General features: G+C 69.8%; 12 protein-coding genes and 1 pseudogene. 4 read left to right on the forward strand and 9 right to left on the reverse strand.

Features of this window, described 5'->3' with window-relative positions; genetic code table 11:
- Nucleotides 1-133: 133 nt before the first annotated feature.
- Nucleotides 134-739 (forward strand): hypothetical protein, encoded by a 606-nt coding sequence (locus AB0M39_RS08015; RefSeq protein WP_365361383.1) that lies wholly within the window; start codon nucleotides 134-136, stop codon nucleotides 737-739.
- Between the two features lie 103 nt (nucleotides 740-842).
- Here the strand turns inward: AB0M39_RS08015 and AB0M39_RS08020 are convergent, their stop codons facing one another.
- Entirely contained in the window at nucleotides 843-1838 is a 996-nt protein-coding gene (locus AB0M39_RS08020; protein ID WP_365361385.1) for a LysR family transcriptional regulator, read from the reverse strand.
- An 85-nt stretch (nucleotides 1839-1923) separates the two neighbouring features.
- A complete protein-coding gene (locus AB0M39_RS08025) occupies nucleotides 1924-2514 on the reverse strand; it encodes a dihydrofolate reductase family protein (protein ID WP_365361387.1) in 591 nt (196 codons plus the stop codon).
- A gap of 415 nt (nucleotides 2515-2929) precedes the next feature.
- Here AB0M39_RS08025 and AB0M39_RS08030 point away from each other — a divergent pair, with 415 nt between their 5' ends.
- The gene (locus tag AB0M39_RS08030; RefSeq protein ID WP_365361389.1) at nucleotides 2930-3466 is read left to right on the forward strand and encodes a hypothetical protein; all 537 of its coding nucleotides are present in this window, start codon (nucleotides 2930-2932) and stop codon (nucleotides 3464-3466) included.
- A gap of 58 nt (nucleotides 3467-3524) precedes the next feature.
- Here AB0M39_RS08030 and AB0M39_RS08035 read toward each other — a convergent pair whose 3' ends face one another.
- Nucleotides 3525-4058, reverse strand: a complete 534-nt coding sequence (locus AB0M39_RS08035; RefSeq protein ID WP_365361391.1) for a hypothetical protein — start codon at nucleotides 4056-4058, stop codon at nucleotides 3525-3527.
- Nucleotides 4059-4293: 235 nt separating this feature from the next.
- Between AB0M39_RS08035 and sulP the strand changes: the two genes are divergently transcribed.
- The gene (gene sulP / locus AB0M39_RS08040) at nucleotides 4294-6021 is read left to right on the forward strand and encodes a sulfate permease (RefSeq protein WP_365361393.1); all 1728 of its coding nucleotides are present in this window, start codon (nucleotides 4294-4296) and stop codon (nucleotides 6019-6021) included.
- A gap of 61 nt (nucleotides 6022-6082) precedes the next feature.
- Here sulP and AB0M39_RS08045 read toward each other — a convergent pair.
- The 4 genes and pseudogenes from AB0M39_RS08045 to AB0M39_RS08060 all read right to left on the reverse strand — a co-directional run.
- Nucleotides 6083-6199 (reverse strand): annotated as a pseudogene (locus AB0M39_RS08045) (universal stress protein); the annotation flags it as partial.
- 274 nt (nucleotides 6200-6473) lie between these two features.
- A complete protein-coding gene (locus AB0M39_RS08050; protein ID WP_365361395.1) occupies nucleotides 6474-6878 on the reverse strand; it encodes a hypothetical protein in 405 nt (134 codons plus the stop codon).
- A 150-nt stretch (nucleotides 6879-7028) separates the two neighbouring features.
- Nucleotides 7029-7256, reverse strand: a complete 228-nt coding sequence (locus AB0M39_RS08055) for a hypothetical protein (RefSeq protein WP_365361397.1) — start codon at nucleotides 7254-7256, stop codon at nucleotides 7029-7031.
- Between the two features lie 65 nt (nucleotides 7257-7321).
- Nucleotides 7322-7654, reverse strand: a complete 333-nt coding sequence (locus AB0M39_RS08060) for a hypothetical protein (protein ID WP_365361399.1) — start codon at nucleotides 7652-7654, stop codon at nucleotides 7322-7324.
- Nucleotides 7655-8071: 417 nt separating this feature from the next.
- Here AB0M39_RS08060 and AB0M39_RS08065 point away from each other — a divergent pair, with 417 nt between their 5' ends.
- Nucleotides 8072-9028 (forward strand): helix-turn-helix domain-containing protein, encoded by a 957-nt coding sequence (locus tag AB0M39_RS08065; RefSeq protein WP_365361401.1) that lies wholly within the window; start codon nucleotides 8072-8074, stop codon nucleotides 9026-9028.
- Between the two features lie 26 nt (nucleotides 9029-9054).
- On the opposite strand, the gene AB0M39_RS08070 is transcribed toward AB0M39_RS08065, so the two are convergent.
- Both AB0M39_RS08070 and AB0M39_RS08075 read right to left on the reverse strand, forming a co-directional pair.
- Nucleotides 9055-10422: a family 43 glycosylhydrolase gene (locus tag AB0M39_RS08070; RefSeq protein ID WP_365361403.1), complete on the reverse strand. Its 1368-nt coding sequence runs from the start codon at nucleotides 10420-10422 to the stop codon at nucleotides 9055-9057.
- 739 nt (nucleotides 10423-11161) lie between these two features.
- Entirely contained in the window at nucleotides 11162-12595 is a 1434-nt protein-coding gene (locus AB0M39_RS08075; RefSeq protein WP_365361405.1) for a hypothetical protein, read from the reverse strand.
- Nucleotides 12596-12972: the final 377 nt, after the last annotated feature.

Consider the following 12972-nt stretch of genomic DNA (forward strand, 5'->3'; position numbering starts at 1 on the left):
GTGTGCGCATGGACGCCGGTGGATGGGCCGAGTCCGGCGTACGGTCGAGCAGTCGGCCGAGCCTTGCCGCCAGTGCCGCGCCTCTGGCTGGGGCCGGCCCTCCTCGACGTCATGACCGGAACAGGAGCAGCCGATGCTTCTCTACGCCCAGACGCCAGCACGGCGGAGCCGCCAGATCCTCGCGGACCTGATCGCCGTAGTCCTCATCGCCGCCGCGGTGTGGTTCGCCCTGGCCGTCCACGGCGCGATCATGCTGCTGGCCGAGCCGGGACGCAAGGTGGAGAGCTCCGGCGAAGGCCTCGCCACCGCCCTCGACGACGCCGGCGACACAGCATCGAGGGTGCCGCTCGTCGGCGACGTCCTGAAGAAGCCGTTCCAGTCCGCGGCCGACGCCGGCACCGGGCTCGCCGACGCCGGGCAGTCGATGCAGGACGTCGTCAGCCAGGTCGCCACCCTGGCCGCACTCGCCCTGATCGTCGTCCCTGTGGCCTTCGTTCTGCTGCTGTGGCTCCCCCTGCGCGTGCGCTGGATCCGTCGCAGCGCCTCCCTCCGACGTCTTCTCGACGCGCCCGGAGGCGCCGATCTGCTCGCGCTGCGCGCCCTCACCGGGCGGCTGGGCGACCTCTCGGCGATCCCCGCCCCGCCGGGCGGCCTTGCGGACGCCTGGCGCCGCGGCGACCCGCAAGTCGTCTCCGACTTGTCCGCGATCGCCCTCAGACGAGCGGGCCTGCGGCCCTGACGGGCGGACCAGGGAGAACCGACTTCCACGCCTATGAAGCTGAGGATCCACCCCCACACCGGCATCGCGCCCGTCGGCGAACGGGAGCTGGTGGAGGCTGCAATCAGCAGCCGGCCGAGTCACCCTTGTCGGTTTGGGTCCCGCGAGCAAGCGCGATGTCGCCGCGCCGTCGCGCCGTCGCCCAGGACGGGAGCCAGACCGTCTCGGGAGGCCTTGGCAGGCTCCGTAGATGGGTGACGACTCCACGGAGTCCTGGATGTGGATTCGTTCTGGGGAGGATGAGCGAGATGGGGTATACGAGTGCCGGATTCACGACCGGGATGCGGCGTAGGTCGTGGTTCGTCGGCCAGGTGTACCGGTCGCGCGCCCCGACGAGCGTGGCCACGTCCGCGGAGTCCGCGAGGGTGTCCAGGAGTACGTCGTCTCCGAAGTGCGGGCCTGCCGCGTCGATGCGCAGGTCGAATTCGGTGGCGAGCTGATCGTAGAACTCTGCCCATTCGCTTCGGGGCGCGATGCCCGGCACCCATATCCGGTGCCCTCGCAGCTGCGGTGGCGTCAGTCTCCGCGCGGAGGCGAGCGGATGTCTCGGGCCGACGAGGAGTTCCAGCGGAGAGTCGAACGCGTGCATCATCTGCACGTCGGGCGGCAGTGTGTCCGGGACGGTGACGGTACGGAACGAGGCGTCGACATCGCCCGCTGCGACCGCGGCGACCGCCACGCGTGGGTCGTCGACCCGGAGGGTCACTACGTCCAGGCTGGTCTCGGGATGCGACCGCCAATAGTCGTGCAGAACAACCGCCTGCGCGCTTCGCCGGCCGAGAACGTCGATCCGAAGCGCCCGGAAGCCCGGCCTGACCGCGGTGACGGCGCGCTCGACACTCGCGACGATGCTCCGCGCGTGGGGGAGGAACGCCTGACCGTCGAGCGTCAGCTCAACTCCTCGAGCGGTACGTGTGAACAGACGGACTTCCAGCTCGCGCTCCAAGGCGGCGATCCGCTTGGAGACTGCCTGCTGCGTCACGCCCAGCTCATCGGCCGCATGCTGCAACTGTCCGAGCTCGGCCGCCCGGACGAACGATCGCAATGCCTTGGTGTCCACTGGTTCACCCTAGGCGCGCACAACTGGGCGTTGTGGCTCGCCGGGGACCGGTTGTCCGATCACGCTCCAGCGTGGCCGGTGTGATTCAGGCATCCAACCCTCTGTGCAGGGTGGGCCGGTAGACGAGCTCTTGGATGTGGCCGTCGAGCGTCCGGCACTCGATCAGCTCGAGGTCGAAGTCTGCCGCACCCTGGAAGATCGGGTCCAACCCGGTCTGACCGGTGATCACAGGGAAGAGCGTCACCTGGACGCGGTCGACCAGACCGGCGGCCATCAGCGCCCGGTTCATCGACAGGCTGCCGTGCGAGCGCAACGGCACCTCGGACTCCTCCTTGAGCCGAGCCACGACGTCGACGGCATCGCCGCTCACGATGCTCGCATCCGGCCAGTCGAGGGGTCCTTCCAGTGTGGTCGACACCACCGTGGCCGGCAGACTCCTCATCCGTGTGACCCATGGGTCGCGCACCTCGGACTCCTCGGTGCTCGAGGCCAGCATCCGCGCGAACGCCCGATACGTGTTGGCCCCGAGGACCATCCGCTGCTCCTCGCCGTACAGGGCGAGGCGGTGGTCGAGGAGCTCGGGGCCCTGCTTGCCCCAGTAGCCGGTCCAGTCGCCGCCGGCGGCGCCGAAGCCGTCGAGGCTGGAGAAGACGTCGAAGGTGTAGGAAACGGTCATGATGCTCTCCTCCAAGGACGGGAGGTCAGTGCGATCGGCGACGCGGCGGGCGAGCACAAGGGCGTGAGGCGCGGCACGTCGATCCCCACGTCATGACTATCCCCCCTGTTCGCCAGGGAGGCAGAAGACTCACCGCAAGACCCGGTGCCGGCGGCGCGGCCACTGTGGAGATCGTCCCTATGGACTCACCGCGCTTCATCATGACGGCGTGCCAGATATCCCGGGTCCATTCGGTGGCAGAGGGGTCAGCCCCGGTGCCGTATCGGCCGGTGACATCGGTCCATGCTGCTGTCTCGAAGCCGCCGCTATGCCCTATTCGCGGGGGTCGTGGCCGAATATGCCTCTGGCGCCTATCGGGAATGGGGCGAGAGCATTCCCCTCGTTCGCACAACCATCCGCGAGACAGGAGTAATCCGTGCCGTTACGAGTGACCCGCGTCGCCGTCGCAGCCGTCACAGCCCTGCTGGCAGCAGGTATGGCCAACACCACCGCGAACGCCGCCGAGCCCGCGGACAACTGCGTCGTCAACGTCGACTCGGGCAGCAAACAGTGCTTCACGACCTTCCGTGCGGCCATCACCGCCTCCACCCACGGCCGTATCACCAACGCCCCGCTGTCCGCCAAGGACATCGACCAGAAGCTGGCCGAGCGGCTCACAGCCTCCTCCAACGGGGCGCAGGACCAGCTCGGCATCGTCTACAAGGACTCCAACTACGGGGGCACCTCGGTGACCTACAGCGGCAGCGGATGCCGGAGCGGAAACGGCCGGGACTACCAGTTCGACATCACCGGAAGCATGGACAACGCTGTCAGCTCACTCGTCACGCTGTCCTGCTGGCTGGAGCTGTGGGACTCGCCCGGCACAGGCGGCACCCACCAGGAGTACCAGCAGTCGACCTCGTACGTAGGAGACACGATGAACGACCGGGCGAGCTCGATCGCGCTCCTGTAAATCCCCGGAGAGCTCGGGTGACCGCTCCTCGTTCAGGAATGCTTGAAGTCGTCTGCCTCTAGAAGCAGCTCATCCGAGAACCGTCGGACGCGGCCTCGGCGGACAACGAGAACCAGATCCGGGAGCCGGGCCCGGCGGGATACGGGCCCGGCTCCACTCCGTAGAACTCGCGGAGATACTCCGGAGACTCAAAGGCGAGCGTGACGCTGGGATGCTCGCCGGATTCGAAGCAGAAGACGGACATCCGGCCGTCCGGCCCCGTGTCGAGGCTCTGCATGGGGCGCCATCCCGCCGCCGGCGCTTCCCGACCGTAGTACTCCAGCACATCCGTACGACTCCCGTCGTACGAGTACCACCGCTCGGCGGTCAGCCAGGCGTCCCCACTGTCGTCGGTGCAGTAGGCCGCGGCCCCCTCGCCGTCCAGGGGCTTGGCCCCCTCCGGGCGCAGTTCCAGCGCTTTGAGCTCATTGAGCCTGGCCACGGCGGCCTCGGTCCCCTCGCATGTCGTGAACGGGGATACGAGGGAGCAGCCGCTCAGCGTCGCCCCCACGAACAGGGCCGCGAGCAGCAGCCGCAAACCGAGCGTGTTCATGACGGAAGTATGCGGGGCGGCCTGCTGACTGGGAAGATCAAAGAGACGTCAGGCTGCCGGAGCAGTCGAGGAGCGGATCCGTCGTCCCTCGGCGTGCTGCTCCGATTGGGCCAGTGAATCCCTTCCTGGGGCCGACTGACCCCATGTGCGCGTGCCCTCCCGCTCACCCGTCCGGTTGACTTGCGCGAGGACGACGACGGCTTGAGATGTCTCCGGCCCTCGTAGGAAGGCGCCTATGGACACGTCGCACCGCACTGCCCCCTTGCTGCGTCGGCTGACGCCGGGGCTGACTGTTCTGACCGGCTACCGGCGCGCCTTGCTCCGAGGCGATCTGATCGCCGGGGTGACCGTCGCGGCCTATCTGATTCCGCAGGTCATGGCGTACGCGTCGCTGGCCGGTCTGCCGCCGATCAGCGGGCTGTGGGCGGCCCTGCCCTGTCTGGCGATCTACGCGCTGCTGGGCTCCTCGCGACAGCTGTCGGTGGGACCGGAGTCGACCACGGCACTGATGACGGCGGTCGTGGTCGGCCCTCTGGCTGCGGGCGACCCCGGAAGGTACGCCACGCTGGCCTCCGCTCTCGCCGTCGCTGTCGGACTGCTCTGCCTGGCCGCGTACTTGGCACGCCTGGGCTTTGTCGCCGATCTGCTGTCCCGGCCGATTCTTGTCGGCTACATGGCCGGCGTGGGCCTCATCATGATCGTCGACCAGCTGCCCAAGCTGACGGGAGTCCCTGTCAGCGGGACCTCGTTCGCGCAGCAGCTGGGCTCCTTCGTCACCGGGCTGCCGCAGGCGCATGCGGCCACCCTCACGCTGTCCGCCGTGGCTCTGGGAGTCCTTCTGCTACTGCAGTGGCGGGCTCCGAGCGTCCCGGCCTCATTGCTCGTCGTCGTGCTCGCGACCATCGCTGTCAGCGTCTTCGAGCTGGAGCGGTTCGGGATCCGGGTGATCGGGGACATTCCCGCGGGACTCCCCACTCCCGAACTCCCCAGTCTCGCCGACGTCTCCGACCTCGCGCTGCCCGCCGTCGGCGTCCTGCTCGTGGGCTATACGGACGTCATTCTCACCGCGCGGGCGTTCGCCTCGCGCAGGGGCGAGAGGATCGACACCAATCAGGAGCTCCTGGCCCTCGGCGTCTCGAACATCGGCGCCGGCGTCCTGCGCGGCTTCCCGGTCAGCAGCAGCGCGAGCCGCACCGCCCTCGCCGACGCGGCGGGCGGCCGAACCCAGGTCTACTCGCTGACGGCCCTGGTCGGGCTGCTCGCGGTCCTCCTCTTCCTCAGCCCGGTCCTCGCGCGTTTCCCGGTGGCGGTACTGGCGGCGATCGTCGTCTACGCTGCCCTGCGTCTCATCGACGTCCGTGCGTTCCTTCGGCTCGCGAAGTTCCGCCGAAGCGAACTCCTGCTGGCCGTCGCCGCACTCGCCGGCGTGCTCGCCTTCGACATCCTCTACGGCATCCTGCTCGCCGTCGGACTGTCCGTGGCCGAGATGCTGGCCAGAGTGGCCCGTCCGCATGACGCGATCCTGGGGCTCGTCGAGGGTCTGCCCGGCATGCACGACGTCGACGACTATCCGCGGGCCCACACGATCCCCGGCATCGTCGTCTACCGCTACGACGCCCCCCTGTTCTTCGCCAACGCCCAAGACTTCCAGCGCCGCGCGCTGGCCGCCGTGGACGAGCACAAGGGGGCGGTCTCCTGGTTCGTCCTCAATACCGAGGCGAATGTCGAAGTCGACATCACCGCGCTCGACTCCGTCGAGGAACTCCGTCGTCGACTCCACGAGCGTGGCATCGTGTTCGCGCTCGCCCGCGTCAAACAGGACCTGCGCGACGATCTGGACGCGTACGGGCTCACCGACTCAATCGGCGAGGATCTGCTGTTCCCCACCTTGCCGACAGCCCTCGAGGCCTACGACGACTGGATCCGCCGCCATGCGCGTCCATCAGGGCCCGCGACGGATTGAGCCAAGGGCGTCGAGCCCATGTGCCAGAGCCGTTCCACCTCTCGCCGGCCGCGGTTGTCGCCTAGCTCTGGCCCGCCTTGCTGTCAGGACGGACGATGACCACCGGACACGTGGCGTGCAGGGCGCACTGCTGACTCACCGAGCCGAGGAGCAGGCGGGCGAGCCCGTCCGGCCCCCGCCGGGGCCTGTCTCCGGTCCCGGCGGAATGGGTCACCACCATCCGCGCCCCCCCACGCACCCGTCGCCGAGCTCGTCGCCTTCTGCCACCAGCGGTGGGAGCCGTACGGGACGTCATCCGCAGGCGCCCGGGTTCCCGCGGCGTGTCCCGTCCATGACGACGGCATCACCTCGTGAGTGCCCGGCCGCGGCAGGAAACCCCGTGGCGTGAACCACGGGGTCCCTGGGTGCTGTGCGGGCCGGCCGGCGGCCGGCCCGCCGGGCGGGTCACCGCATCAGATGGACGTTCCGCAGGTGGCGGAGACGTACCTGACGTAGCCGTAGTAGTGGATGGCGTACCACTGGTCGCCGGCGCTGTCGCAGGCGGTGATGTGGCCGCCCCTGACCGTTCCGCACCCGGCCGTCGAGCAGGGCCACGACTCGCCGGGCTTGATCTCGCCGACGATCTCGGAGTCGCCGCGTGCGTACGCCCGGATCCGGGCCAGCTCCCAGCCGGCCTTGACGGTGACCCGGCTGCCGGCCGCGGCCGAGCCCTCCTCGACGCTCGCGACCGCGGCCGTCGTGGTCGCGGCGGGTGTCGCGGCTCCTGCCGCGGCGGGTGCGGCCAGTGACAGCAGCAGGGTCTGCGTCAGCACGGCCCCGGCCAGGGCGAGTCGGCGCATCGGCTTGTTCGTGTTCATGTGTCCTCCAGAGGTGTGAGTTGTTGTGGGGAGGGGCCGCGCGCCGGGCCGGGCCGTTCGGGGCGGCGCGGCGCGGCGCGCGGGGATGGAGGGGGACAGGCGGGGTCGGTCGTGTCGGTCAGGGCCGACCCCGCCTGTTCCGTGGGGCGCTCAGAGGTCGCGGATGTCCGCGGAGACTCCGTCGACGCCGATGCCGATGCCGACTCTGACGCCCAGGGCCGAGCAGCGAGCGCTGGAGCCGTCGGCGCTGACTGTGAAGGTGCACCCCTCGCCGCTGCCGGGCGGACGCACCGTGGGGGCTTCGGCCTGCGCCAGCTGCATGGCCGTGGCGAACGGCAGCACGGCCCCCAGGGCGAGCGCCCTCAGTTCTCTGCGCATGTCTCCTCTGTCTCTTGCTGCCTGTCTTGCTGCTTGTGCGGATCGGGGTGCGGCGCGGACCGTGCTCAGAGGTCCCGGACGTCGACCGCGATGCCTCCGACGCCTTCGCCGCCACAGGTTCTGGTGGCCCCGTCGCTCTGACCGGGCGCGAGGGTCATCCAATGGCTGTGCTGGTCGGGGTACCACCCGCAGACGACGACGATCTTGAACTCGATGGTGTGGTCGCCGATGTTCTTGCAGACGCCCGTGCCGCTCATCCCGTCGGCGCTGACCGCGTACGAACACGCCTCGCCGCTGCCGGGCGGACGCATTACGGCGGCTTGGGCCGGCGCCGCCTGTGCGGCGGCGCCGCTGAGGAGCAGGGCTCCCAGGGCGAGGGCCCGCAGTGTGGAACGCATGGTTCTCCTTCGGTACGTGGATGGGTCGAGGCGCACCCGTCACTTCACGGGCCGTCAGGCACGGCGGATCCCGGGCGGTGGTCTGGGGCGCCCGCCCCGCGGCGACGGCGGCCCGAGCCGGTCGGCGTCGACCTGTCCGGGGTCCGCGGGCGGTGCGGAGATGGGGCTGGTGCGCCGGCTCGTGAGGCGATCGGTCCGGTGCGCAGGGGTGCGCAGACAGCGCCTGAAGGGGCGGCTGCCGGGCTCCGGTGAGCTGGCGGTTCCGAGTTTGTGGCGGTGCGTCAGCCTTCGCAAGCTTGTCCCGGTTGCTTCACCGATGTCGGGATCCCTAAGGTTCTGACCTGCTGGGACGTGCTCGTCCCGGGACGAGGGACAAGCCGGCTGGAGCATCAGCCGCCAGGAATGGACGACGCCGACATGGCCGCAGACAAGGCGCCCGACACCGATGCCGCCCGCCGACTGGGCAGCGCGTTGCGGGCGCTCCAGCAGGGCTCCGGCTGCACCCTGCGGGATCTGGAGACACGGGTACGGATCAGCGACTCCTCCCTGTCGCGCTACTTCCGTGGGAGCACCGTCCCGCCCTGGGCCACGGTCCGGGACCTCTGCCGGGCGCTGGGCGCCGACCCGACGGAGTACCGCACGCTGTGGGAGGCCGCCGACCGGAGCCAGCCGCTACGGGAGGCCGTGGACCGGGGACGGGCCGAGCCGCCACGGGAGCCTTCGGACCCGGAGCAGGCCGAGCCGCCACGGGAAGCCGCTGAACAGGAGCGGGCCGAGGCGCGCACCGGCCCGGCGACGTCCGGCCGCAGGCTCGAGCCATGGCGTCGTATCGCCGCCTCCTTGCTGCGGACGCGGCGGGCGTGCGCCGCGGCCGGGGCCGTGCTCGGCGCGGTCGTCGGGGCGCTGTTGACCGCGGTGCTGCTGCCGGCGGACCAAGCCCTCGTCGGGCAGGGGCCGCAGACCCGGACGGCGGGCGCCGAGTCCCCCTCGGGCAGCGGGCTGGGGTCCTCAGAGACGGAGCGGATCTTCGTCAGCCGGGCGACCGGCGCCTGTCTGGACCACAGCCTCGACAAACAGCTGCGCAGCTACGCCTGCAACGGGATGAGCTACCAGCGGTGGACGGTCCGGCGCCTGCCCGACGGCACGCACCGGTTGAGGAACCACGCCACCGGCGCCTGTCTGGACCACGGCGAGCGGGGGCTGCGGGCCCTTCCGTGCGGATCCTCCGCGTCCCAGAAGTGGTCGCTGACCATCTGGTCCGACGCGTCGGCCGAAGTCAGGAGCGCGCACACGGACGTGTGTCTGGACGACAGCAGCCTCGCGGGGCTGCGCGCGCTGCGCTGCGACCGCACGGACCGGCAGAAGTGGGGCTGACGGGCCGCGTACAGCGGCCCGTCGGATCAGGCGACGTCGATGCTGTCCAGCTCGGTGTACAGCTCGCCCTTGGCGAGCCGGACGGTGTTCCAGCCGTCCCGAAGGGTCAGGGCCGCCTGCACCGTGTCCCAGCGGTCCCAGCCGGTGTGCGGGTAGGCGACGACGCCCGCGTCGCGGCCGTTGACCGAGAGCCGGTGCGAGGCGGCGGCGGGGCTCCCCGCGCCGTCGAGGGAGCCGTTGCCGAACCGTACGGACAGGGTGTGCGCGCCGGCCGAGGCGGCGAAGACGGCGAACTCGACGTAGCTGTCGGGGTGGTCGATGTGGCCGACCGCGCGGCCGTCGCCGGCGCCGACGGCGTCGCGGACGAGTGCGTTGTGCACGCGCGCGTTCTCCGCCTGGTACAGCACCTTGCTGCCGCGCACCACCGGGAGGCCGTTCGCGAAACCGAGGTCCGCGACGTACATGGCGCGGTGCCGGGCGCCGTCGCCGCGCCATCCGTGGAAGACGATGCGGTCTCGGCCGTCGGGCCCGGTCACCACGTCCTGGCCGCCGGGGCCGACGACCGTGCCGGAGAAGGAGGCGGTCGTCATCAGAGGCGCCGCGGCCTTGGTGTACGGGCCGGTAAGCCGGTCGGCCACCGCGTAGCTGGTCTTGTAGCGCTCGTCCACGTACGCGTCGGCGGAGTAGAACAGCACATAGTGGCCCGCGCGCTTGACGAGGGTGGGCGCCTCGACGAGTTCGCCCTCCCAGTCGCGGTCCTGCTTGACGAGCCGGACGGGCTCGCCGGTCGTGCGGGCGCCGTCCGGGGTGGTCTGCTGGAGGTGGAGCCATGTCTCGCCCTTGGAGCAGCAGTTGGCGTCGTTCTTCCAGAGGACGTAGCGCCTGCCGTCCTCGGTGTAGCTTCCGGCGTCGATCGCGCCGTCCTGGGCGACCGGGCAGACCAGGGGCCCGTCGCCGACCGGCCTGAACGGGCCGTCCGGGGAGGACGACAGGGCGGCTCCGATGCACTGCTTTCCGCTCGCCCGGTCGCGGGCGGTGTACTGCAGGGTGTAGCCGTCGCCGTTGTCGAAGACCTCCGGCGCCCACACCTTCCCCCGGGGCTCGACCGACGCCCAGGCGCCGAGGACCGGGAGGACGTCGGCCTCGTCGACGGTCCAGTCGACGAGGTCGCGGGAGGTGGCGTGCTGGATGTTCCTGCCGTACGCGTTGGTGGCGTAGGCGTGGTACGTGCCGTTCACCGCCAGGAGGTCGGGGTCGGGGAAGTCCTGGTCGAGAACAGGCCCGCCCGCCGCGGCCCCGGCCGGAGCGGCGGCGAGGCTCATCGCCAGGGCGAGTCCGCAGACGACCAGGGCGACCAGGCGCTCGAGCCGTCGGGCGGCGGTACGACGATGCACGGGACCCACTCCTTCGAACCGACCAGTCCAAGGAGAGCGTGGCACAGCGCGCGGGTCGACGCCGCGTGACAGCCGTACCGAGGCCGTTCGGGTCGCCCGGTCGGCTGACATCCCGAAAGCCCGTCGTAGACCCACCCGTTCGGTTCCCAGTCTGGTGAACACCGAGGACAGCGACTGCGACACCGACTGCTAGCCCATGGCCAACCCGGCGGCGCTCGCCGCGTCGTCCGGGCCGAGCGCGGCGCGACGGCTGCCGCTCACTACAGGGGTGTATGCGCCGACAGCAACTTCTCTAGCTGGGATGAAGGAACGATCAGCCCTGATTGAGCCTGATCGCCCAACGCCCAGTGAGGGTCGCTGCTGCCGGAGCCTCGTACTGCTTCCTCGGCCCGTCGCACCAGATGTGCGCTGCCGTCCGGGGAGGCGCTGCCATCCTCTCCGTCGCCGCGGCACAGCCTCCGGCGCGCCGGTCTCAACCGGCTGCGGCGGGGGCGGGATCCGGTCCGGCTCGAGTCCCATCTGTGCGGGTGCACGCACGCCGGTGTCCGCCGCCAGAGCAACACGAACGAGAGCGGCGCTCACCCCACAGCGACACGGGGTGAGCGCCGCTCGCTCTCACGGGCCCCGGGGATCAGCCATGACTGCCCCGGGGCCCGGCTCGGGGGGGCACACCGTCCGACCACGGTGCATCCCTCGTGTCACGCAGGGACTGGTTGCGGCTCCTCCAGTCCCCCCGGCGTCAGGAGCCTGATGCCCAGAACTCGATGGACATCGGCGGAACGGTCACCGTCAGCTTCGGCCCCTTCTTGGTTCCGATGCTCTCGTTGTTCGTGGACGGCCCGTAACGGTGGCCCTGGAAGTCGCCCTTGCTCTGGGTGTCCACGGTGTAGGTGAACGGCTTGCTGGCGCGGTTGGTCACGACGAAGGCGGGCTTGTTCTTGGGTGTGCGCCAGGCCATGATCCGGTGCTCGGTGTACGGCTTCTTCCCGGAGTGCTTGGGTTCGTCGACGTGGTAGCGGACGGAGTCCCAGGGCATGTACTTCAGGAATCCGGCCACAGCGTTCCAGTGCAGTGGGTTGAAGTCCCAGTGGCCCGTCTCAAGGCGCGGCGCGCCGTTGATGGGCTTGCCGCCGCCGTTGGGCCCCCAGTAGCCAAGCGCGTAGCCTTCTGCCTCGCCGTTGGTGACGGGCTTGAGGGCATGCAGCCAGAACCAGGTGGGCGCGTTCTGGAAGGTCATCCAGTTCATGATCGACTGCGCCGTGTTGATCGTATGCCAGGGCCCGATCTTTTCCTTGTCCCAGTGCAGGTACTCGAACTCATTGTTGAACACGGGCTTCCCGGCTGCGCCGGAGGTGTAGTCGCCCGTCAGCTGCTTCGTGCTGTCATGGCCTATCTTGTGGAACGCCCAGGCGTCCACGTGGCCGAGTGCTTCGGGGTCTGCCTTGAGCGCTTTGCCGATGTCCTCGGTCCAGCCGTGGTCGCTCTCCGCGATGATGAGTGCTTTCGGGTACTTCTTCTTGATCTTGGGCGCGATCGCCTTGAAGGCCTTACGGTACTGAGCGGCCGAGTACTTGCAGGAGGAGTACCCCGTCTTGGTTTTCGTGGGCTCGTTCTGGAGCCCCCACATGGAGATCGGCACGCCCTTGCCGGCGAGGAAGTCCAGGTCGTCCACCATGGCGTCGCCGAGGGCGTCCAGGAAGTCGGGTTCGAAGGAGGCGAGTCCTCCATCGATGTACTTCTTGTTGCTCTTCCAGCCGGGGGCGGGTGACCAGTACTCGACCGAGACGCCCTCGATCCGGGACTTCGCAAGCATGTCGGCCAGCAGCGCGGTCTGGCCCTTGTACCGGTCGACCATGCGCTTCTTGTCCTTGTCCAGGCCCCGGTGGTACAGCCCCATGGCCAGCCGGCAGTAACGGAACCCGCGGTCGCCGGTGCCGGCCCTGAGCATCTGGTCGTAGAAGCGTTGCCGCTCGGATTCGGTGAGGTCGTACGGAACGCCGCTCACCAGCTTGTCGTCCATGCCGTTGTTGCCGGAGCGGATGGAGTCGGACTGGATCTCGAACCCCAGGCCCCAGATGGTCTGCTTGCGGTCCTGGTCGAAGCGGATGGTGTAGGAGCCGGAGGTGATCTCCTGCCCGCCGATGGCGTTGGTCTGTTCGAGCAGGGGCCACACTGCTGCTCCGGCACCCGCTACGGCGGCTCCGCGGAGTACGGCCCTACGGGGCATTGGCTTGTGGGACGGCATGGTCATCTCTCCTAGTGGGGGATCGCGGTGGCGGGGGGCGGAGTCTGCGACTGTGTGCGTCGCTGGGGACCGGGGCGTTGGGCATGCCCGGGAGCGAGCGGCACGGCGTCTCTCCTTCGCCATGCGATGGGGCAGGGCGGCTGCTTGGTGGCCGGAAACGATTGGGCGCAACAGTATGCGATATACGAAGTTGTCGCCAGGGGTGTGACGGCTGGATTTCAAGGCGGCTTCCGGCGTTTTTCTGCGACGTGAACAGACATACGTGCAAGCCGCCTGAGGGGGCGTCACAGGGCATGGCGCCCCCG

The sequence above is a fragment of the Streptomyces sp. NPDC051907 genome (genome assembly GCF_040681075.1).
Classification (GTDB): Bacteria; Actinomycetota; Actinomycetes; order Streptomycetales; family Streptomycetaceae; genus Streptomyces.

What these genes read in the sequence shown, in the direction of transcription:
- sulP (WP_365361393.1), top strand. Translation starts at nt 4,294, where the DNA reads ATGGACACGTCGCACCGCACTGCCCCCTTGCTGCGTCGGCTGACGCCG.
- AB0M39_RS08035 (WP_365361391.1), bottom strand. Translation starts at nt 4,058, where the DNA reads ATGAACACGCTCGGTTTGCGGCTGCTGCTCGCGGCCCTGTTCGTGGGG.
- AB0M39_RS08055 (WP_365361397.1), bottom strand. Translation starts at nt 7,256, where the DNA reads ATGCGCAGAGAACTGAGGGCGCTCGCCCTGGGGGCCGTGCTGCCGTTC.
- AB0M39_RS08060 (WP_365361399.1), bottom strand. Translation starts at nt 7,654, where the DNA reads ATGCGTTCCACACTGCGGGCCCTCGCCCTGGGAGCCCTGCTCCTCAGC.
- AB0M39_RS08065 (WP_365361401.1), top strand. Translation starts at nt 8,072, where the DNA reads ATGGCCGCAGACAAGGCGCCCGACACCGATGCCGCCCGCCGACTGGGC.
- AB0M39_RS08015 (WP_365361383.1), top strand. Translation starts at nt 134, where the DNA reads ATGCTTCTCTACGCCCAGACGCCAGCACGGCGGAGCCGCCAGATCCTC.
- AB0M39_RS08025 (WP_365361387.1), bottom strand. Translation starts at nt 2,514, where the DNA reads ATGACCGTTTCCTACACCTTCGACGTCTTCTCCAGCCTCGACGGCTTC.
- AB0M39_RS08050 (WP_365361395.1), bottom strand. Translation starts at nt 6,878, where the DNA reads ATGAACACGAACAAGCCGATGCGCCGACTCGCCCTGGCCGGGGCCGTG.